The sequence below is a fragment of the Chitinophaga sp. YR573 genome, from assembly GCF_900110995.1.
Classification (GTDB): Bacteria; Bacteroidota; Bacteroidia; order Chitinophagales; family Chitinophagaceae; genus Chitinophaga.
The window spans coordinates 225,865-249,326 of record NZ_FOJF01000002.1 but is presented as its reverse complement, the minus strand read 5'-3'; the positions used below and the strand labels follow the sequence as shown (position 1 = coordinate 249,326).

The window sequence follows — 23,462 nt, the reverse complement described above, 5'->3', positions numbered from 1 at the left end:
ATAATTGTTGCTGACTTGTATGTTTCAAAGACCATAAGCTCAATATCAATTTGTTTGGCATCTGCGATACTATGCTTTGGTTGTAATATGATTCCTTATCTAGCAAATATTTTCTGAATGTGGTAGAATTATTTTACAAGATTAATCAAAATCATAGGGAATAAAAATACCAACTACTTGGTATTTTATCCTCGATTATAGGCGGACCTTTTTAAAATTAGGAGAAATAAAGACTGTAAATTTTTAGTTAAAAAATGTCCTTTCAACAATATTAAATATTCTAAACAGCAGAATTGGATATGCGATGAGAGGAGCTAGAGATGTAGAATTCTTTCTCTTTAGACTATCTAAATTGTATGCGAGAACTATCAATCCCCCAACAATTCAACTTGATCTATAATGAGCAAGCCAATAGACGTCTCACAAGCTATAAAACAAGAAAAGCCTGAGATAATATCTCCGGCTTTTCGCCATTTGGTGCCCAGTACCGGTAAATCATCGAACCAATTTGCATTGATTTTTAATAAGTTGCAAAGGTTATTTTACAACTGATCCAGTGAATCAAAAATTTCTATCTGTTAGATAAAGTAGTATCTATTAAATACTATTTATCTATCAACACCTGAAATTCTTGATCAATTAACTCAGGATCTAGATATCCTTGATCAGATCCGGCATAAAATCGGTCTTCTTTACCAAGTGAATATCTCGTAATATAATAATCTGACATCAACACATTTATTTCAGTAATATTAAGCACATTGTAACAATGTTGTATCTTATTTCCAATTACTTCATAAAGCTCATCCCAATCATCATCATAAATACAATATATAACAAAGCTCAGACATGACTGGGGATCAGATAATTGATCAATTGAAATATCTTTCCCAAGAGCTTCAATATTGGTGAAAATCCTAGGATCAAAATATTTATACAGTTCGTGTTGGTTATTAAGATAATTTTCTTCTAAAAATGTGTAAGTATTAGGTTCTTCTGGTTCAAAAAGTAATACATTTTTAAAAACCTGTGGAAGTTCTATACTATTGTATCGTTCTGATTCACCATCTGAAATTGAAAATTTATATTCCGTAATTATCGGAGCAAGTAATGGCTTGTTATCTTTAAAAAATTCTTTTTGAAATATGCCCATTTTGTGAACTCCGTCAATAATGAAGCGTAAACTATAATTATCACCCTCTTCGTAAGGTTCAATATCTGTAATATTATGAACTCGTTGTCCTCTATATTTAACATCTTTGCATAGTACATCATGTGGGATTTTAGTTATTGGTAATTTTATAGGACTCCATGTGCAAATTTTCCGGTCTTTAAATGATATTTCAGAGATCCAGTATGAATGAATAGGAAAAATATCATGTTTCAGGCAATTCAAAGTCCCATACTGGTTCTCAAACAGATGGCTATTATTGTGTAATAAATCAACGCACTTTGTATTAATAAAAGTTGTGAAATCTTTAATAAGATGCTCGATGTTTAATCCATGTCTGGATACAGTCACAAGCGAGGGGTCGATTAATTCAATATCCAATTCTATATATGCATATGTGGGCAAGTCATAGCTAAAATTCCGTTGCAAAGGGTTCTCCGTAGGATCAATTTTTATTCCTTTTAAACTTAAATTTATTTCATCAAATTCAGGAGACCAATAGTAACCATGTTTAACCATTTCTATACAATGGTTTTCTGACTCAAAACGTTCCTTTAAATAAAGGAAGGAATTCCCCTTACATAATTTAAAGTAAGGAATATGTATTCTATATTGGGCTAAGCCCAGGAAATCACCCTCATCAACCAGGAAGTCAATTTTATCCTCAATCTCTTTTATAACTTCTTGTATAAGAGATTTGTACTTAGCGGCCGCATCTTTTCTTTTTACTGTTACATATTCATTTAGCTGATCAATTTCGTAGTCGTAATTTTTTTCAAAATCATTAATTATTTTATTTCTGATTTCTTTTTTTGATTTAGCCCACCCATAAACTATTTTTTTTATTTGATGATTAAATTCATCTTTATATGATAAAGCACAGGGGACTTTAATTATGTTATTTCCGATGAATTCCGCTATAGCCAAATACCAATTTTGAATATCGTTTTCGATGTTGGGTTTTAATTTGAATTCAATGATGGTTCCCACATTAGATTTATTAGTTTTTTTTAGTTCGCCAAAATCATGGGTGCCATTAATTTCAAAGCGCCATGCTACTGAGTCATCCGGATCATAGCCGGTGTTTGATTCCCTTCTGGTTATAACAACAATTTTTTCGGCCAGCATAAAGTAGCTTAAAACCCCAATTCCAAACTGTCCTGTTCTATTTAATTTAAATCCTCTTTCGTTACATTTTCTTTCAAGCTCTTTTATTTCATGGCGTTGAGATGAGCCGCTTTCTAGAAAAAATTTTTCTATAATACTTTTAGTCATTCCTACTCCTTGGTCACTGCATATTAGCCATATCCCATCTACCCGTTCTTCCATGCTAATATCTACAGAGTACAAATCTCCAAGCCTGGGAAGATATTCGGTCGAAGACCTATTTTCGTTAATGATCTGGTAGGCAATTCTTTCTTTCACTGAATCAAACGCATTTTGAATCAATTCTCTAACTGCCCATATAGGATCTCCATACAATTGATTGCCGCCTAATAATTCCAGTATTTTTGCTGTATTGGGTCTAAATGCCCCCTGAATGTAAACATAGGTATCTTCTTTTGGGGCTATATCTTTGATAACAAATGAATCTATCTCCCATAAATAACCTTCAATCTTTATAAAGGTTGAATGATTTAAAGGCTTTGTTTTCTGTAATTCTTCACATAACTTTAATTCTCTTTCAATACCGTCTGCTGTTTCTTCAATAGCTTTATGGAGATAAGCCTTTTCGGGTCTCGCATATATAGAAAATCTGTTACTGTTTCTTGTTAGCGTAAATCTTCTATCTTTTAACCAATATGTAAGACTTTTTTTATCAATCATTCTATGCTGAAGGATTACTTCTGGCGTTCGCTCAGGGTCATTCTCCAGAATGTCGGCAACTCTTAAACAAATAGAAAGATATCTTAAGTGCAATACTTTCCCGGTTCCTGCAGGCTTAGGATCAAAAGCCTCACCCAAGAGGTGTTCAAGTTCATAATGATGACTTTTACAAACTTTAATCAGATCATCCACCCAATCAAAAAGGCCAGGTAATTGGTCATCTTTAATATTTTCTTTAATCCATTCCCCGCTCCAGTCATTGTGTTTATGTCTAATATAATAGGATAGGACATAATCGGAGAGGGTAGCATCTGTTATTTTTTCTTTTTTGACATCAATTGAAGATGTTTTAGGTTCATTATCAATCCACTTTTGTAGGTCTGCAATCTCCTGTTCTGACAGTAATTGCTTGTTACCTGTAGTTAAATACGTTTCGTGGTTTATCACTTTTTCATAGGTAGGACTCATTCCAATATCATGTAAATAAGCAGATAAAAGTAGAAATGTCAATTCATATTCTGAAAGGATCTTTTTTGTCTTTTCCGGAATCAATTCCCACATTCTTTCAGCAACCCGAAATGAATGATCTGCATTGTGTAGGGTAAAGTCCTTAGGAGTAGTGCTACCATCTCGCAAAATACTTTCGATCTTATTCATTACTGATGGTTGTTTGAGGAAAACTATAATCCTGGAGGCTACATCGCTTTTATTTGCTTCCAGCTTCTTAAAAATGGCGGTATTGGACCAAGTATTTGTGGACATATAAAATATTGTTATACTAATTATAAAATTTCAATATGGGTAATGTAAAGCATAAAGTGACAAACATTGTTAATTGCGGGTTGCCCTGTTTTGTAACATAATAATGAAAATGATATTTATCTATAATGAAATCTGCACGACAATAACTGATTTGAAAAAGCGGTCGGAAGATTTTCTACTTCTGCAGTGGGTGAGGTATCCTTAAGGCATTTATGTCGGCGAAGCAGTGCTGACTTATGCATAGTATTATGATTGTCAATAGGTTGTCTGTTCGAATCCAAACGTCTCAACTTATAGAAATAAGCTTATAGTTATATGATTACAGGGCTTTTTTATTTAGTTCTCCAAATAATTTAGTGGATGTGACTTTAATATGGCTCTTTGAATATGAGATAATTGTCTCTTTCAGATAAGGTATTGCAGGAGATACAAGAAATAAACAATGAGGCTATTTTTGTAGGTTCAACCATTTTTTCTAATGTCACAATCAACTTCACTCATTATTTTTTCGTACACGTATTTTTATATTGATTCCTGAAAATGTTGCACCCCCCAATTCAACATGATCCAAAGACTTACAGAGCCCAGAACAAGAAAAGCCGAAGATTTCTCTCCGGCTTTTCGCCAAGTGCCCAGTAGCGGTAGGTTATCGAACCAAATGATATTGATTATAAACAACTTATGTCAGATCAATGCGTAGCATTATCAAATATTAAAATCCAATTCCCGGATTCGCGGAATTTAGCTGCGATTAAAATTTTTGCAATGGCTTCTTCAAATGCTTTACGCATCAGTTTTATAATGGCTGCTTCCATTGAAAAACCAGGTTGGGAAAATGACTGTCTTTGTTCATCCTTTTCTTCTTCAGAAAAGTTCTTGGCATGTTTAGAATTTAGGGATAGGAAATTATGTTACAGATGCTGAGTTGTTATCCTGATTATAATTATTAAATGCTTACTGTTCCATGTTTGCTATCAGTCAGTGATCAGGTTAAATTTTCATATAATGTATATTGTAAATGTAATATGAATTCCGGATATAATATAAGCACTATACAGAATTGCCCAGATAAGTGTTCAATGCCAGCGTATTTCTCAAAAATACGATCGGATTAACAGCATATTAACTGTCATAGAAACACAATAGTTTAACCTGAGCCTAGGTATTATGTAAATGCTGTAATCCTGCATAATTCCCTGTTATCTAGTTAAATGAAGTTTATGCCAATATTTCTTTAAAGGACGCTCCTTTGTTTTGTAGGTGAAAATAAATCCCCTAGGAGATTTATTTAGCAGACGCAATTCAGATTAAAAGAATATATCATTTATTGCGGGGTTTATATAATGAATTGCATGATTCCCTTTATTTTAATTCTTGCATTAAGTAGTACAAAATGAATTTAAGTTATATTTGATAATCTGAGACTCTGTCTGAATCTAAAAAGACATTATCAAATTTCAACCTTACGTCGTGAGAAATTAATCCGGTAACCTAAAACAACCCTTGTGTAACTAAATAATCCCAGGACATGCTATTTACAAGAAGTGCAGTTAATTTCAGAAATTGGTACAAAGCGCATATGGCAAGAAATGATGACCCCTCAATTGACATAAGCTTCATTAATACTATACATCATGAAACAGGTCGTAAGGAAAAGGGGTTTCCTTATCTTATCTATGGAGGAAGACCCAATATAGGTGGTTTCTTGAGAAGTTCTTCATTGAATGTCGCAGCAGATCAGCAGGCAATATATGAACTTATCCAAAATGCAGATGATAGTCATGCCACTTTATTCAGTGTTCTTTATGATGAAAATTTCCTCTTATGTATTAACAATGGATCTTACTTTTCTGAAAGTAATATGTCTGCCATTTTAAATGTAGGAGATTCAGATAAACATGGTGAGGATATAGGAACATTTGGTATTGGATTTAAGATTTTACATCGCTTATTGGGTGAAGATGACGGACTTAATGCTATTATTAATGACTACGCAGGACCTGTTTTGTTTAGCTGGAACAATCAGTCTCAATTAGAAGGTTTTATTGATGATGATGAAGATGTTTGTCTGGGTAATGATGAGGACGAAACACTTCCTTGGCTTATTAAGATTATTTATACTTGTTTTCCTGCTGATCTTAATGAAGAAATAAGATTGAAAGATTATAAAACAAAAGGTATTGTATTTACAGAAGACGAGCTGATAACAGTGAGAGCTTTGGTGAAACAGTCAGTGCAAAAAATGGATCTTATTAAGAAAAATAACTTAAACACCGGATCTGTTTTTTTCTTGAAACTTGGAAAAGGAAAGTTCAAATTCATTGATGACAACATAGGAAATTTAAGAAGTGGTATTTCTTACTCTCTTAATTTTCTAAATAATCTTGAAAAAATTTATATAAATGGTGATGAAATTGGCAAGCAAACGCTGACAGAAACATTTATGGGAAGCTTCCCGCAACTAAGTGATGCATTTAATGATATCAGGCCCAGGAACAATAGCAGAGATATAAAATTTACATTTGCCTGGTATAGAGATTATAAAATTTCTAAAAGTCTTGCTAGCGCTCCGAATCTATACAATTTCTTTTCTATGGATGAGGAAAAGAATAGATTTAGGTTTCTGTTGCATTGTAATGCATTCGATATGAATAATGATAGGCGGAAACTGCAGCCTGATTCTCAAATAAATGAAAGATTACTACCTGAAATCTGTAAAAAGTTTCTTGCTTATTTTGATGAACAGGAGAGCTCGGATATTGAGGCTTATCGCGCCACATATGCAAGTCTCATTTTGTCAAACGAACCTACAAACAGAAATAATATAAATAACTATCTTTTTAAGTTTATTAAAGAGCGTTTATTCAAAGGAATTCCTACTATGGAAGGATGTTCCGATGAAATAGAGAATATAAGGATAAAAAAGATAGGAACTGAAATATCACTTGGTACAATAGGATTGGATCATATTGAATGGTTGTACTGGCATGAAAAGGATGATGATGAATTAATTGATGCCATAAAAGTAAATCTTAAGATAGAAGAATGGTCGGTTCGAGATATATTAATTAACGCTGATACTGCAAAACTTGATGAATGGATAGCTAATCAGTCAGTAAAAGATTATGATTCTTTTTTACAGGAGTTGGAAAGAATGATATTCAATGCAGAAGCCAGAAAACGTATTGGTGTTATCAGGTTGTTTAAATTTTCTGATGGTAATTTATATGCGATTAAGGATATAAAAGAAAACAAAAACCTCATCTTCCTTACTCCTAAAACGATAGGAATTAAAGCGGAGCTCATTGCGCTTAATTTTGTAGTGTCTGAACTAAATATATCTGAATTAAATCTCAACTTCAGTCATGAATTAAGTGAGTATTTGAAATCTGATGTAGAGATATTTAATGAAATTTCAGCTAGAACGGAAGTGAGTAATAAGTTGACAACTTCTCAAAAAAAGGGGCTCTTTATAAACTTTTTGCGTCCAGATACTAAATTTTCAGGCGTTGGAGAAGAAAGTCTAAAGAAATTAAAATTATTCAGTAACAAAGCGGGTAATATAAAAGGACTAAAAGAACTAATAAACACTTCTTTAGTAACTCCTACATGGTTGGAACAATATAAAATTATTGATGAAGAATATTTCCGGCAACTTGATGAATTTTTACTTGAAGAACGGAGAATATACAAAACATTAATTCTTCCCAATTGGGAAAATATAATACAGCAGCCTAGTGAGCATAAATCATTTTATGAGAGTATTTTAAAGTATTTTCTCATGGAAGAAGACAATCCGCCATTGACAAATCAGCGATTTATTCCGGTGATTGACAAAGATAATAATGAATCATTTGTCGCTTCTGGAAATTTATTCTATAATGATAAACTTGCTACTGCAAAAAATTATAGATTACTGCAAAACTCAATTTATAGCCTGATAGAAGAATATACTCCAAAATACAATGTAATTAGTTTTTTTGCCAATCCGCCATTCTCTCTCAAAAACTCTTACCTGCGTGATTTTAAGCCTAAATCAACACTATTAGAGCCTGATGAAGTTCGCGTACTTATAGAATTTTGTATAAATAGCGGAGAAGATTTTTTTGAATCATTTTACCTTGAGAAAAAAGGAAAGTTGATTAGTATTGCTCCCAGTGCACCAAATATTTATCAAGTAAATGTAACCCGCAAAACTGCAAAGTTTCTGAATGAAACTGTAAGTTCGGATGAGCTGATAAATAATAAATTATTCAAAATTCTGCCACCTGAACTGAGTGAATTCAAGAATGTAAAAGGAGTATTGTCAGAAGAACCATTTTATGATTTGCTGATTGATAGTATAGATATTAATTCTTTACAAAATGAACTGGTAGAGGTTATTTTGTATCCGGAGCCTAAGCGAAGGTTCCTATTAGGATTATCCGAATTTCGTTTAGATATTTCAGATGACTATACTGAGGAAAGTTTTGAATACAAGATCCTTGATATGGCTTGTAAAGAGCTGGAGCAGGAGGAAGAACGGAGGTTATTCAGAAGTAAAATAGTAATAGTAACTAAAAAAGGACCTATTAAGCTATTGGAAATTCCAGTTTCTCTTGGCGAAATAAATTTTGGTGGAGAATCACGTAGTCTTAGTATGGAAAAGATGTTTCCTGATAATTACAAGAATAGTGATTATCTGCATTTAGTAGTAAAAAGGTTTGAAGATTTAAAGCTTAATGCACATCAACTTAGAAAGTTGCTGGGTGTAAGTGCAGAACCTGACTTTAAGGAGATTTGCAAATTAATTCCAAAGTGCATTGAGAATGCTCAACAACTGGCCTTTATAATTCAATATCATAATAATATAGAAAACCTGGACCTGAATACATATGAGGTAGCAACTTTAGAAGATAATTATCCACTTGGTGGATTCTCCTATTATACGCGACAATATGATTTTCCTTTACCTGGTGCTATCTTAAGTCAAGAATATGACGGTATAGAGGAGATTTTTAACACTTTTCCGGTGTTAATAGATCAGGATGCAAATACTCAATTATTAATTGAACCTTATATAGCCGGAGATGAATTTGTCTGCCCAGATTTGAATGATAAATTGGATGACGAACAGAAATTAAATTTTATTTTGTTCATTTTCAGCATTTGGGATAAGGATAAATTGAGTGTTAAAGCAATTGACTGGTCCAAAATAAGTGATATAGAGACATCCGTATTATTAGGGTTTGATCCAGGGAAGGCTATATACCCGGATGCGTATGCTATAGCCGAAGAACAGTTACCTGATTATCTTAAAGCATGGGTAGAACAAAACGAATCAGCAGAATTTTTTTTATCAGATCTTAAAATTAATACGTCTAGTTCCGTTATAGTCTCTATACGAAAGTATTTCAAAGACGGAGATGCGTTCCATTTCCCGAGAATTGAAAGTGAAGGAAGTGAAGATTTATTATATAATTCTTTTACCTGGATGATATCAAATCAGTTAACACTTACAAAAACAGATGCAACTGAAATATTTAAAAGAATGGTTTCTATTATCAATAATCAAAGAAAGGAGAATAGAGGTAAGGAATTGATAATAGAAGATAGTTTCAACTTCTCTAAGCTGCAAGCGGAATCAGTAGAAATGTCTGATAAATTTTATCTCCATTGGAAGGAAGAGATAGATAACAAGTATTCCATTTTTCTATATAAAGGCAAACTTCCGGCAATTATTAAGCTAAACGAATTTGGCCATTATATATTTAAAGAATATAAATCAGATGATGTAGCTATTTCTGACGAAAATGTAATTTATATCAATGAGCGTAAAGTTGTTGATTTAAAGATGATCCTTACTAAACTGGTAGCCGATGAAAAGATGAGTGCAGATGAATTACTTAAACTCCATTTAAGTATTGATAGAAATGGAAAATCTGCTGGATACGAAGTGTCGAAAGACCAGTATTATTTTCTTAAAAAGATAGAGCAAAACGGTGACATAGAGGAGATTTTAGAACTAATCAGGCTTAAAAACGAGTTAGGTGTAGATATGTTTGAAGATATCCTTGCAGTTGGTAGCCAGGCTTTTTCAAATGATGCCGCTTTTTTTAATTCAGGAAATGTCGGTGAGATTATAGTATATGCTGACTTAGTCGAAAAATTTGGTAAAGATAGAGTAAAATGGACGAGTACGGAGAATCCGGATGTTACTGTTGGTACAAATGAATATGATTTTGAGATATACGATGAGACAAAAAAAAACATACTGTTTTTCGTAGATGCGAAATCTACAACTGCAAAGAAATATCAAACTGACAAAACAGAGGTTTTCTGGAGGAATTCTGAATGGAAGTTTATTGAGGAAAAGGTTAAGTCTAATTATTTGGTTGCAAGAGTATTCAATGTGAATAGTGAATGTCCGGATATTACTTATTTACGCATTAATAAAGAAGAATTCTGAAGTTCTGAACATTGTAAACTCAGTACTTGGGTATCATCCACAAAAGTGTATAGAGCATGTTTTAGCTGAATTTAGGAGGGAGGAGATTAAAGTAGAGCTGTAATAGGGTGGTATGTAAATGGACTAACTCAATGGCTAAAAGAACCAAGGATAGTGGCGGGGGGCCCTTATTTCCTTGTAACTATAACCCGCCATTACCAATACTCACTTGTGATATACCCTAGCGTGTTTTCATCTTTCAAATTGCTTCAAGCTAACTTGGCGTCCATACTTATGATGATCTAGAATATTGTTAACTTAGTGATATATTGTAAATTCTGGTCAACATGCTTCAGAATGTACAGATATATATAATTACAATCGTAAATATGAATGATGCTGTTGGTATTTGCAAGTTATGTCAGCTTGAAAGAAAGTTGATAAAGCAGTCTCATATTATCCCCGACTTCATGTATAAACAGCTGATCAAAGAATCGGCGAAGTTGATGAAATATAACCAAGACGGCATAAGTGGGAAAGTTCCGGTGCAAACTGGAATATTTGAGAAATATATACTTTGTGTTGAATGCGACACCATTCGTCTAAACAGATGGGAAACGGTAAGTTCAATTTTTTTGTACGGACAAAATATAAAAAATGGCTTCAAAACCGAAAAGGTAATTACTCCGGATGGATTAGAACTTGTCATCGCCAACAATGCGCCCTATGAACAGTTTAAACTGATGCTACTAAGTATTTTCTGGCGCATTCACATTGCAAGCAACCCTTTTTTCAAAAACGGAAAAATGCCTGAGCATCATGCAGAAGCCCTGCGACAAATGATCATGAATGAAGATGCTGGTATCCCCAGCAAATACCGAGTGGCAGCAGCCGCATTGCAAGCTTTCAACAAAGACATAATTTATAACGTGGCCGGGCCACGCTATATACCCGAAGCGAACTCTCTTTTTTTTATTGCAGGAGGCATGTTATACATGCTAGAGTTAGGTCCCGGAAGCTCTGAATCTTTCTTTGATCGATTCCACTCTCGCGAAAACAATAGTGATACGATTGTTATGCCAATCCTCAGAGGCGCACTTGCCTATGAAACGCTTTGCGGATTTATGGGTGAACAGCATGCGACGATGATAACCATTGGCAGGGCAAACCATAAGCCTAAATTGTAAAAATGGACTAAGAGTTCGATAATTTAAGCTTGGTTTTCTTTTATTTTTTAAATCCTAAGTCTGAATAGGTTCTAAGTAATACGTAATACGGTGAAATTTCCGATGCCGGTAGACCCTTAATTATATCCGTCATGTTCTTGGGCTGTGATGCTTATGAAAGGCAGTTCCGGAATCGAACCTGTTTTAAATTGAATAACACGAAGTTAGAATAAACGTAGAAATGCATTTAAAATAGGAAACCCGCTCTATGAGCAGGTTTCCTATTTTAAGTGCCCAGAACTGGATTCGAACCAGCACACCCTTGCGAGCGCTGCGACCTGAACACAGTGCGTCTACCAATTTCGCCATCTGGGCATCATTTCCGTGTTAGGGATTGCAAAGGTAAAGAGTTTTTTAATTATTCCAAATTTTTATAAGAAGAAATTATTGAAAGAAGGAGAAAGCAAAAATTATAAAAGAAACATATATAATACCCCTTAATCCTCTGCCATTCAATAACCTTTATCTCCCTTGATTTTTATTATCCCCGTTTTTTTCTTTATTTCGTGGCGCAGAATGCCTCCCAACCTATTATGAAGCGTAACTCCTTACTGATTTTATTACTCCTGACAAGTTTCTCATTAAAAGCACAATACGCTGATTTAGGCGAAGGAACGCTCAAAGGAGATATATGGTGGTTCGACTGGACCGGCTTCACTCTCGCTGATGGCGCCAGTAAAACATTCAATACTACAGATGGCCTTACCATCAAAATTACCTTTTCAAAAGTAAGCGGCCCCATACCCAGACCCTCCGTCATGAATACCTGGAGTGGCGCCGTACTACATTTCCTTTACGACTTCTCCAATCCCGCAATACAACCGGCACTATTCGCCGAAAACCAATCACAGAGCAGCGTTTTTACGATGAAAGTAGACGCCACACGTAACGGCGTAGCTACTCCGTTCACCTTTTGTGCAGTCGATGCGGAAGCCAGTGTAGTAGATTTGGAAGCTACCACTTTTATCACCACAGGAGGTAACTGGAGAACATTACAATTCTACAGGAATTCAACAAGGATCACCAATCCCCTCACCGGATGTGGTACACAAAAGATCGTAATCACAGATACGCAACATTCAAATGCTGCCAACTCATTTATACCTATAGGTCAAAGTCCGTTAATGGCTACCGATGCCCCCTCAACAGGAACAGTATCTGTAGAAGTACATATGGATAGGGTTGTAAACGGCGGGATGGCCGTAGCCTTCGGTATATTAACACCGGTAGACAGAGGCGATCTGCCGGCCAGCTATGGCTATGCGGCTCATAAGATCAGCTATGCAGAAAGCAACAGCTGTAATTACGATGTCCCCTTCCCTGCCGTTACACAGAATCCAAATCTGAAACTAGGCACAGTACTCCCCGATTCCGATCCTTTTAATGATGTAGATGATAATATTACAGGAGTAGATGAAGAGGCTATCACTACTTTCCCGGATTATGACCGTAGCGGCACCTACACCATCAACGTTCCCCTGACCAATACCACCGGCGCTGCCGTTTATCTCAGCGGATGGTTTGACATTAACCGTAATCAGCAGTTTGATGCCAGTGAGATGGCCACAGCTACTGTTCCGGACAATGCAACAACAGCCACCCTCACCTGGACAGGCATTCCCAACAAACCAGTACAGGGAAGCACAAAACTGTTTGGGTTCAGATTCCGGTTGTCTACTATAGCCATCACTATGGCAAGTAGTATTGCTGATGATGGAGAAGTAGAAGATTATCTTACGCCATTAAGATGGGTCTGTGATCCTCTTAGCACGAATATCAGCAGTAAAACCGTGTGCATGGGAGCACCTGTACAACTCAATGCAACAGGCAACTACCCTACCTATACATGGTCGCCGGACGCAAGCCTTTCCGCCGTTAATATAGCTAATCCGGTTGCAACACCAACCACTAACAATACTTATACTGTCACCGCTACTGATGGAGACTGCTCACAAACAGCCAGCATCATCATCAGTACAAACCCTCTTCCTTCAATAACAAAAAGCGCAGATGTAATTACATGTATAGGTACGCCTACTCAATTATCTGCGACGGCTGATATTCCGTCGAGCTATAGCTGGCTGCCGGCAACAGGACTGGATGATGCTACATCATCTGTTCCATCAGCCAATCCAACAGCCAATACCAGGTACGTTGTAACCGCTACTACCACAGATGGCTGTAGTAATAAAGATTCTATACTCGTTAGCGTACATCACCCTGATGCAGGTATCGTAGACCCGCCTTCAGGAATTTGCAAAGGAGAATCTACTGTTCTCAGGGTTACCGGAGGGAATACATATGAGTGGCAGGATGCTGATAATACCACCCTTGGAAATACAGATCAGTTAGTAATAACTCCTGCATCCAATACTACCTATAAAGTAATTGTTACAGATGATATCTGCCAGATTGCTCAAACGCTGGATATACCTGTTATCGTTAATCTCCCTCCAACTACTACCGTTAAATATACTAATCTGATAGATTGCACACATCCTGAAACCAAATTAACAGCTTCAGGTGGAGTACAATATATCTGGGAAGCAGCAGCTGGTATTAAAGATCTCACTATCGCGGATCCGGTAGTAAGACCTACTACGTCTACCACTTATCATGTGCAGATTACAGACGCCAATGGATGCAGTAGTGAAGATTCTATTGCCATAGCAATGGACCTTACCTCCGCATTAAGTAATTTCCCGATGGCATCAGCATTCACACCAAACGGTGATGGCAAAAATGATTGTTTTGGATTTAAATACTGGGGAGCAATGACAGTTGATTTCAGTATTTTTAATAGATTGGGAGAACTCATTTTTCATTCAACCACCTTAGATACCTGCTGGGATGGTACCTATAAAGGCCAGCTACAGCCTATAGGTACCTATGTCTATATCATCCGTGCTAAAACACTATGCGGAGATGGAGAACGAAAAGGGACAGTTGTATTACTCAGATAAGACAGGAATCTCCAGACCGGCATCTTCAGCGGCTGTAATATGCCTTTTAGCCTGCTCTGCATCTATAAACCCGTCTTCATACAAATATATCCTGGCCAGCTCGATATGAGCAGCATCATACCCTCCTTCCACAGCAGTATTAAAGTAGCCTATAGCTGCTTTTATATCCTTTGCCGTTCCCAGTCCCTTCCTGTGAAGATTACCAAGGTTATAGGCCCCGATTTCAGTTTCATCCTTCCGGTAATATTCAATGGCTTTCTCAAAATCCTCTTTCCCCTCATACATATAACCCAGCCCCCCGTAATCCGGCTCTCCCAGCTCTTCTGCCAGTTGATAATGATACAATGCCAGCTCGGGGTCATTATCAGAATATAAGAAACCAAGATTATTATGGGCTACCGCCAGCCCGTCATTGGCCGCCTGTTCTAACAGGGAGATCGCTTTGTCTATGTCGGGGATAGTACCTATACCATTCTGATAACACAGGCTCAACCCGTTCATCGCATTCGTATTGCCTGCAGCAGCCCCTTTCTCATACCAGTAAAAGGCTTTCTCATGATCAATATAATCATCCACCATATAATAAGTATGTGCCAGGTTATTCATGGCATACCCATATCCCTTTTCAGCCGCAAGTGTGTAATAATGAATAGCCGATTGGTAGTCCTGACTGTTATGGGCATCTACTCCGATGTTATACAGGTCTTCTACAGGGGTGTATGCATCGATAACAGTATCCTCATCTGGACTCGCAGCATAAGCCAGCAGCCTGTCACGTACAGTATCATCATAATAATGATGGTAGTACTCACTCCCGGCATCCTGCTGTACAAGGTCTTTATTAGCCCTCGATAGCCCATATTTATCTACCAGGAAAACATCCTTTCCCTTAAAGGCATAAGCAAACCCCTGATGAGGCACTTTATTTACTACAAGATCAAACAAATCATCACTCAGTTTATGTGCGGGTGAATCAGCAATCGTCCATAAATTATTTTTCTGCATGATAAATACATTCTCATACAGCGGCATTATCTTTTCATACGCTGCACTCAGGACCTCTTTGCCATCTTTATCCAGCATTCCCCACTTCCCGTTTTTCTGTGCAAGAAAACACCCCTCGTTCCCAAAGTTCTCAATATCCTCATATTCCGCCGGGGTTACTACTCTGCCAACCAAATTGACCAGTCCAAAAAGATCATTCTTTTTAACAACAGCCAGGTATGAATATTCAAAATCATATGCGTCATCCCATTCCAGGGGGATCACGATCTGGCCGGAAGTATGTACATACCCATATTTACCGTCCTTCATCACCACTGCAAGGTCTTGCATACTGAACTCGTAGAACTCGTCAAACTGCGGACTTAACAGCACATCTCCATCAGGTCCTTTTAATCCCCATAACTCATCTTCCTGGTAAATTTCTACGGTAGGGATCTCTTCATAAATATGCGCCCATCCATAATGATAGCCTTCGTAATTAAGCAGATCAGCGAATGTCTGAAAAGCCAGACTCACATTCTTTAACGCTTTATAAGATAACAGGGAGATATCGTTGTTATCCATAGCCCTGGTGATTACCTCATTATTAAATGCGATATCAGCCTGCCATATTGCGGCCTGGTCTTCATGCGGTGTTTCCTCCATATTGAACACATCCCACATATCCAGGTTAAAATAGGGCTGTTTAAGGTTATCCAGGTATTTGAACAGGTTATTTTTAGCTGCTGAGAAAGCGGCTTTATCTGCAATAATTGATTCCTGCTTCTCCAGGAAATTGTAAAACCGTTTCAGATTCTCAATCCCCGGCTGAGCATTATAATACAAGCCCGCATTACTATCTGTATGGGTATTATAATTATTGCCTGAAATGAATGCGCCGTTTATCAGTAAGGGTTGTAACAACAACGGCATCTCATATCCCCATTCCATCATCATCTTATCATTGTCCTGTGCGGCTGAAGGGGTACTAACATTATATAAGTAAACTCTGTGCGACATGACGCAAAGGTAATAAATGGCTCCGGTAAACAACTACCGGAGCCAGGATGATATTTTAAGGCGTTTGGAAAGCCCATTGCTGATGATTCCCTCCATTACTTGTATACTGACTTACTATTGCGCCAGCTGCTGTGGATTGAGCTGCCACCTCTGCCACTTTCCCGCTTTGCACACTGGTAATGGTGTAGTAACCCGTAGAAGCAGGTGTAATCACCCATTTCTGATGATTACCGCCTGAATAAGTATATAACTGTATAGCGGCTCCATCCAGAACCGATTCCCCTTTTACGTCTAATGATTTTCCGCTTTGCACACCAGCGATCTCATATTGATTATTACCCAGATTCTTTACTGTCCATTGCTGGTTACCTCCGCCATTATAATTCCATTGCTGAACAGGTGTACCATTTACTGTACCCTGCCCCGCAGCATCCAAAGCAAGTCCGCTATTCCTGTTAATGATCTTATAGGTCCCGTCGGGAATAGTCTGACTGCCATTAAGATAAGGCGCCAGAATGGGCTGTAAAAGGTTAGCTGCTTTGATATGGCCACTCACACTGGGATGCAGGTTATCCGGCAGATAATCACTGGTGTTCTGCGCCAGCCATCCTTGTGTATTAATATAATGTACCCTGGTATCTCCTGCTGCGTTTCTGGCACTCACAGCTGCAGATGTAGGGGATGCCCATAATCCAAGGAATGTACGTAATACAAATATTTCAGCCTGAGGGAATTTAGTCCGGATGTTAGTGAGAAAACTAATATACCCTTTTTGAAATATGCTGTCACTGATGACATTTGGATTATCATTTGTGCCAAGATTGATTACGATAAGATCAGGTGTGTATCGTGTAAAGTCCCAGACCGGAGATAAAGGATAATTGGGCGTCTGTAACTTAAAATACTGCGTATCCATACCAGCCATCAACCAGATGCCCGGGTAAGCTATCTGGGTATGCTCAGTATTCAGGTTCTCAGAACAAACCCAGGCATAGTCCGATACATTCGTTTGTTCATCAAGATATCCTGCTGTAATAGAATCACCAATATACTCTATCAGGCTTGTTAATGCTGTTGGCGCACTTGTTACGGCTCCTCCATCTAAGATCAGACCCTGAAAATTAAACAGGTAATCATAATCCCTCCCTTGTGCAACGCTCAGAGAATGTGTGCCACTGACAAGCGGTACAGCTGTCAGATTAATGATGCCACCAGACTGCTTATAACTAACCCAGGGACCATTATCGATCTTCGCATAGAAGTTACTTGTATTACCCACCTTAATTTTCACCGTGGTTCCGGTAAAATTTACTTTGATATAAGCACCACCCCAGTAACTGATATATTGACTGGCATCAGTAAAATCCCAGCGACCGAAATACCTGATATTTGTATCTGCCAGGCTACCGCTGGCAGCCGATGCATTTGCCACAACGGCTACTTTATTATCTATTTTGATAAGTTCCTTTGTGGTGCAGCTATTCAGCAAAAAAGAAACCGCTATCAAAAGCATTAAATTCCTCATTTCATTCCGTTTTATTGATTAATTGACCACTGCTGATTAGCACCACCATCATTAGTCCATTGCTCTATTAATGTACCAGCTTCAGTTGACTGCCTTGGCACATTAATTACCTTTCCACTTTGTACACCCTGGATAAAATAGTAACCACCGGCTGTAGGAGTGATAATCCATTGCTCACTTGCACTGCCGGTATAATCATACAACTCGATCCTGGCACCATCTGTAAGATCATCTCCTTTTACATGCAACGAACGTCCGCTTTGTACACCGGTAATTTTGTAATGATCACCACCCAAACTGGTTAATACCCAGCGCTGGTTACTGCCTCCATTATAGCCCCATTGCTGAATAGCGCTACCGTTGGTAGTCAGCTGAGCCACTACGTCAAGCGCCATTCCGCTATTCCGGTTAATGATTTTATAGGTGCCATCTGCCAGAGGACCTGCCCCTCCTATTACATGTTGAGTGGGATGAGTAGCCTGATAGGGGATCAAACCTTTGATCATTCTACCCGCATCATTCACCAGGCGCAGGTAAAAATCAGATGAAACAGCTACCCCGTCCTGATCAAGATTCACGTACGATTTATCAGTAGGAGCCTGAGAAGCATTCTCTGCCACTTTGAATATGGCAGTGCCTTCATTCATCTCGTCAAACATAGCTATGTACAAACTCTTCACCCCTACTGTCTTCATCACGGCCACCTGCGCCCACAGGAAATCACCATGATTCCGGGGGATCAGATTTAAAGCACTTTCTGCCTGAGAATTATGGAAAGAAAATCCGGGGTAAGCGATTGGCTGATAGTCCATACCATGCGCTGTACAATAATCATAATCGCCCTGTATCCATGGCTGATAAGAAGCAACAACCTGAGCCGCAACCGCCCATGGGGCTAACATATTAAACGAACTGTAAACAGTGGAAAAATTATCTCTGGAAAATGCGTTAGGTGTACGCCAGTCCATAGGAACACTACCAATCACATAACATCCCTGGCTCTTGAACCAGTTCACTACATCCAGGCAGGCAACAGAATCACCAGGCCCCTGAGCCGGAGCGCCTTTATATCCCATGCCGAATATGCAAACCACAGGTTTTCCGTTTTGCTTCGCATAAGCAGGGGATGATAACAATTTGAGTGTACCCTGAATAGTATTAACCCAGTCAGTTTTTAAAACAGACTGCATAGCCTGATGCCCGGATATATCATACATGATATAAAACTTTCTTCCGGTAGCCTCTGCTGCACTCATCACTTTCAGGGCCATTCCATCCCTCATGGATTTAAACCTGGGATCACTCAGTTCCCCGCTGAAACGTTGTAATGCCGCCGCATCAATACCATTCTGCTGCATCCATTGGAAGTGCAGATTAACTGTTGACTGATCATAAGAGGAGAACATTTTAGCGGGTTGCCCATTTCCCAGATTACCAGCGCTGGTCTGGTAAGTGGTAGTATATTCCCGCATATCAGGCCACATGTCGAGATTCTGATGTGTCCAGTCATTAACAGCCGATCCATCGCCCGGCGCTGTAAACCAACCCTGGTAACCAACTGTCACCTTTCCTACTACATCTCCTTCGGGAGAAATTGATGGAGTAACGGCTAACTGAGCTGGTTTTTCAAAAGAGGAGTCGTTTCTGGTACAACTAAACAATGCGAGTACTAGTACTGAATACAGTAAATGGATTTTTCTCATAAGATAATTGAATAATGGTTATTAAAATTTCATCCGGTGATGTCAAAGCCTGTGCCATCCAACAATTAATTACAAATCAGTGATATACAGGAAACCATTTTTACTTCATTTCGTATATTTATGACACGGTTACGATCAGTCGTAAAATTTTGAATTAAATTATTATGAACATTTTTGAACTTGTCTTGTTATAAAATCCGTATGTTCGTTGAAGCAAGACTGTATGTTATGAGAGGGCAAGTGTTTAAATAGTCTCATTAAACACATCATTTATTATGCAAACAGCTGCATTGGTTAAACAAACGTAAACAGGGGAAATACACAATCGATTTAATACTTATGATATAGTCTGCGAAATTCATTTTAAATATGAACAACGGGGATCCTCATTGTACCACTGAAATACCCAACTATGGAAAATTTTTATTAAAATTCGGTATCTCGTACCGTACAAATGATCCATGGCTGGAAATAGGCAATTTCGATTCTGCCAATAGCAGAATCCTCTATATCTCTGTGCTATCGCAGGATGCAGAGAAATTAATTCACAATGTAGCACCCCTGTTGCAGGCATATAATGTACCATTCAGATTATTACAAAATAGTCATCTCATCGATTTAAGTAATGGACTTGCATTCGGTACAAGTGATGCCGGAAAAGTCTTTATGATTTATCCTTCTTCAGATAAACAGGCGGCATTACTCGTAGAAGAACTGGAACTTGTAACTACAGAATGTGAAGGCATCATAATAGATAATTGCACAAGAATAGGAAAAGTATTATACATTGCTGAAAACGTCCCGTTTAAAATACCTAAGATTTATCGTCTTAAAAAAAGAAAGGGGATAATAGGGAGTTATTATGTTCCTATCCGGTTATTAAAGTTTAGTCCTAAGGGTGATATCAACTTAGGTGTAAGTCTGAAAGGTTTCTCATTCACACCCTGCATTATCAAACAGGCACGCGCAGGATCATTTACAGACAAATTCAAACGACAGTCCTTTCATAAACTGCAATGGCAAAAGACCGTACTGGAGGCCTTACAGGACAAAATACCTACACCACGTGTACTGGATTTTTGCAGAAAAGGAAGAGATCATTATCTGATCATAGAATATATAGAAGGGGAAAATCTCTTACAGAAAATCATCTCCATACATGGAGATCTGAACTGGAAAAATCTGCCTGCTAAAAACAGGAATGAGTTACTGGATTATTTTTTACAGATCACAGAAATTATAAAAAACCTTCATCAAATAGGTTATTTACACAGAGATATTCAGATTAATAATTTCATTGTCAAAGATCAAAAAGTATACATTATTGATTTCGAGCTGGCATACTATATGCCAGCCGGCATACCTAATCCTGCCTTTGGTTTCGGCACTGCAGGATTTGTATCACCTGAACAAAAAATAAGCCTGACTCCCTCTCCGGCTGAAGATATTTATTCATTAGGAGCATTACTTGCTTTTATGATTTTGAATCCTCAAAATAGCCTTGAATTTTCTGGTAACATTTATAATGCGTTGGTCAATCTGAATCTGGAAAAAAATATTTTGGAGACAATTGTCTCGTGTTTAGACCCGGTAGCAGAGAACAGACTGTCATTACCTGCAATTATAAATGCATTGAAAGCAGATGATTTCATTAAGGTCTAATAAATAAATACCATGAAAAAAAGAGGATTAATTATTAACACAGTTTCTTTTCTGTTCATTGCAATGTTTACGTACGCTGCTGCCAGTAAGTGGATGATGTTTAATGTATTCGTTTCTCAGATGAATAAGCAGCCCTTCAATGATAAATATACCCCTTTACTGGTCTGGGGTATCCCTTCTTCAGAAATTATTGTATCTCTTATGATGATGTTGGATAAAACCCGTGTGCTGGCACTAAAAATTGCTACAGCTATGATGATTTTATTTACGGGATATATCATTTTGATCGAACTAAATCTTTTCGGAAAAATCCCTTGCGCATGTGGAGGGGCCATAGCAGACCTAAGCTGGACACAACACCTCTTCTTTAATCTATTCTTCGTATTTGCAGGAGTACTCGCAATCTTCTTAATAAGGAAAAACAGATATAGCACTGAATAAAAACCCAATAGCCTGGAACTACAACAAGGTGGGGACCTATTATTAGTAACTTCAAAATTTAAGTCATGACAAAAATGAAATTCGCATTTGCAGCGATGGCTGCTCTTATTGGTATTGGTGGAGCATATGCCTCTAAACCAACCCCAAAAACTGCAGCAGTACACATCTGGAAAGACATCAATGGTGTAACTCAGTTGATTGGTTCAACAGCAGAAGCTGAAGCCGGATGCCCAGGTAATGACGTATTCTGCTTAAGAGCATCAGACTCTCCGTCTTTAATTGCTAAAATGCTTCAGTAATTTATTGGGGTTAACGGGAAGGGCATACTTTGTATGCTCTTCTTTGTTGTTAATTATACCCGTTATTTTGTGTAAGGGCCGGATTCAATAAACGTTCGGCTGCCGGAATAGGATATAATGTATCTGTAGCATTCCATCCCAGCTTCCTGCTTTTTAAAATAAGATCAGCCTGTTTGGTCCTCTTCAGATCAAACCAGCGATGTCCCCATTCTGTAAATAATTCCGTCTGACGTTCCTTCTGAATAGCAACCAGCAAATCTGTCTTATTAATGGATGAGGCAATAAATGGCAGTCCTGCCCTGGAACGTATAGTATCTATATCCTGAATAGCGCCAGGCAGATCTCCCAGATTAGCCCTGGCCTCCGCCCTGATTAAATATTGCTCTGCAAGCCTGAGTACTACATAATACTCTTTGAGAACAAAAGAAGCTGAAAAGTCGGGCCTTGCTTTATACTTATAAGGGAAAGTATATAATGTGCCACCAATTGACCTGCTTCCTACCCAGTTAGTAAAGCGTTTATCACCAGATGCAAATTCACTTAACAGAAATGTACTAAAGGAATAAGCAGGTATGGAAGAGGTGCCCGCCGGAACAAACTGGCTTCCTTCTGTAGTATTATAACCTTTTGCTACAGGCATCATTTGAAAAATGCTCTCGTTACTGGTGAAGAGAAAAACCTTGTTCAGATCTTTTTCCAGTGAGTATGTACCGGAATTAATGACCATACTTGCTGCAGATTCAGCCTCTTGCCAGTTATTATCATACAAATTAACCCTTGCCAGTAAAGCCATTGCTGCCCATTTATTTATTCTCGCTCTGTTAGGTGTAGGATAAGCAGGAATAAGCAAATCTGCGGCATTGGTAAGGTCTGCTTTTATCTTCGCCTTTACAATCGTTGCATTCGTTCTTGGCAAAGTTGTATTTGTAGCATAATCAGTCGTAACCACTAATGGAACATCTCCAAAAAGATTAACCATATTAAAGTATACGAATGCTCTTAAAAAGTAAGATTCTCCAAGTAATTGGTCCCTGATTGACGCTGTCAGTGTTTTACTACTGCTAAGACCTTCTATACAGGCATTAATATCATAAATGAGACTATAAGCCCTTACCCATAAATCTTTTCTTAAAAGCTGATTAGAGGGTTGCAGTGAATTGGTAAAGAATTCCTGAATAGTAATATTGGTTTCATTCTGAATAAGTTCATCAGCAGATAAACCTGCATAAATGGTAACTCCCCCGTTTAAAAAACTAACAGAGAAGGGTATAGCTCTTGAGTAAATACCCGTTACCGCAGCCGTAGAGGATGCATCAGTTTTGAAAACATCTGAGCTTTCTGTCTGGGTTCCCGGCCCCGGTACATCTATCAGTTTCTTACACCCCGAAACCACAGTCAAAAGAATACAGAAAATATAGTTAATCCGGTAATTCATAACTCTAACTTTGTTAT

12 protein-coding genes and 1 tRNA gene are annotated in these 23,462 nt (G+C 37.7%); 6 read left to right on the top strand and 7 right to left on the bottom strand.

Going from position 1 to position 23,462, the window contains the following annotated elements; genetic code table 11:
• Positions 1-604 precede the first annotated feature (604 nt).
• Together BMW86_RS20995 and BMW86_RS33220 are read right to left on the bottom strand one after the other, a co-directional pair.
• Positions 605-3,760 (bottom strand): HD domain-containing protein, encoded by a 3,156-nt coding sequence (locus BMW86_RS20995; RefSeq protein ID WP_089783911.1) that lies wholly within the window; start codon positions 3,758-3,760, stop codon positions 605-607.
• A gap of 689 nt (positions 3,761-4,449) precedes the next feature.
• A complete protein-coding gene (locus BMW86_RS33220; protein ID WP_255372973.1) occupies positions 4,450-4,575 on the bottom strand; it encodes a hypothetical protein in 126 nt (41 codons plus the stop codon).
• 764 nt (positions 4,576-5,339) lie between these two features.
• Between BMW86_RS33220 and BMW86_RS20990 the strand changes: the two genes are divergently transcribed.
• Positions 5,340-10,208, top strand: coding sequence for a sacsin N-terminal ATP-binding-like domain-containing protein (locus BMW86_RS20990; RefSeq protein ID WP_177189345.1), 4,869 nt, complete (start codon positions 5,340-5,342; stop codon positions 10,206-10,208).
• Positions 10,209-10,576: 368 nt separating this feature from the next.
• Positions 10,577-11,374, top strand: coding sequence for a hypothetical protein (locus BMW86_RS20985; RefSeq protein WP_089783909.1), 798 nt, complete (start codon positions 10,577-10,579; stop codon positions 11,372-11,374).
• Positions 11,375-11,644: 270 nt separating this feature from the next.
• On the opposite strand, the gene BMW86_RS20980 is transcribed toward BMW86_RS20985, so the two are convergent.
• Positions 11,645-11,728 (bottom strand) — tRNA-Leu (locus tag BMW86_RS20980).
• 218 nt (positions 11,729-11,946) lie between these two features.
• Between BMW86_RS20980 and BMW86_RS20975 the strand changes: the two genes are divergently transcribed.
• Positions 11,947-14,376 carry a CshA/CshB family fibrillar adhesin-related protein gene (locus BMW86_RS20975; RefSeq protein ID WP_089783908.1) on the top strand — a complete coding sequence of 810 codons (2,430 nt, stop codon included), beginning with the start codon at positions 11,947-11,949 and terminating at the stop codon, positions 14,374-14,376.
• Here BMW86_RS20975 and BMW86_RS20970 read toward each other — a convergent pair.
• From BMW86_RS20970 to BMW86_RS20960, 3 genes are read right to left on the bottom strand one after another with little or no spacing between them, the layout of a single operon-like run.
• A complete protein-coding gene (locus BMW86_RS20970; RefSeq protein ID WP_089783907.1) occupies positions 14,365-16,380 on the bottom strand; it encodes an SEL1-like repeat protein in 2,016 nt (671 codons plus the stop codon). The two genes, BMW86_RS20975 and BMW86_RS20970, sit on opposite strands and share 12 nt — an antisense overlap.
• Positions 16,381-16,435: 55 nt before the next feature.
• Complete coding sequence (locus BMW86_RS20965) at positions 16,436-17,905, bottom strand: RICIN domain-containing protein (protein WP_089783906.1); 1,470 nt, start codon at positions 17,903-17,905, stop codon at positions 16,436-16,438.
• 11 nt (positions 17,906-17,916) lie between these two features.
• Entirely contained in the window at positions 17,917-19,608 is a 1,692-nt protein-coding gene (locus BMW86_RS20960; protein ID WP_089783905.1) for an RICIN domain-containing protein, read from the bottom strand.
• A 369-nt stretch (positions 19,609-19,977) separates the two neighbouring features.
• On the opposite strand from BMW86_RS20960, the gene BMW86_RS20955 reads away from it, so the two are divergent.
• The 3 genes from BMW86_RS20955 to BMW86_RS20945 all read left to right on the top strand — a co-directional run bounded on the left by BMW86_RS20955 (position 19,978) and on the right by BMW86_RS20945 (position 22,010).
• Entirely contained in the window at positions 19,978-21,270 is a 1,293-nt protein-coding gene (locus BMW86_RS20955) for a protein kinase domain-containing protein (RefSeq protein ID WP_089783904.1), read from the top strand.
• A gap of 12 nt (positions 21,271-21,282) precedes the next feature.
• Entirely contained in the window at positions 21,283-21,711 is a 429-nt protein-coding gene (locus BMW86_RS20950; protein WP_089783903.1) for a MauE/DoxX family redox-associated membrane protein, read from the top strand.
• A 65-nt stretch (positions 21,712-21,776) separates the two neighbouring features.
• On the top strand, positions 21,777-22,010 hold the full coding sequence (locus BMW86_RS20945) for a hypothetical protein (RefSeq protein WP_089783902.1): 234 nt from the start codon (positions 21,777-21,779) through the stop codon (positions 22,008-22,010).
• 49 nt (positions 22,011-22,059) lie between these two features.
• Here the strand turns inward: BMW86_RS20945 and BMW86_RS20940 are convergent, their stop codons facing one another.
• Positions 22,060-23,445, bottom strand: coding sequence for a RagB/SusD family nutrient uptake outer membrane protein (locus BMW86_RS20940; protein ID WP_089783901.1), 1,386 nt, complete (start codon positions 23,443-23,445; stop codon positions 22,060-22,062).
• Positions 23,446-23,462: the final 17 nt, after the last annotated feature.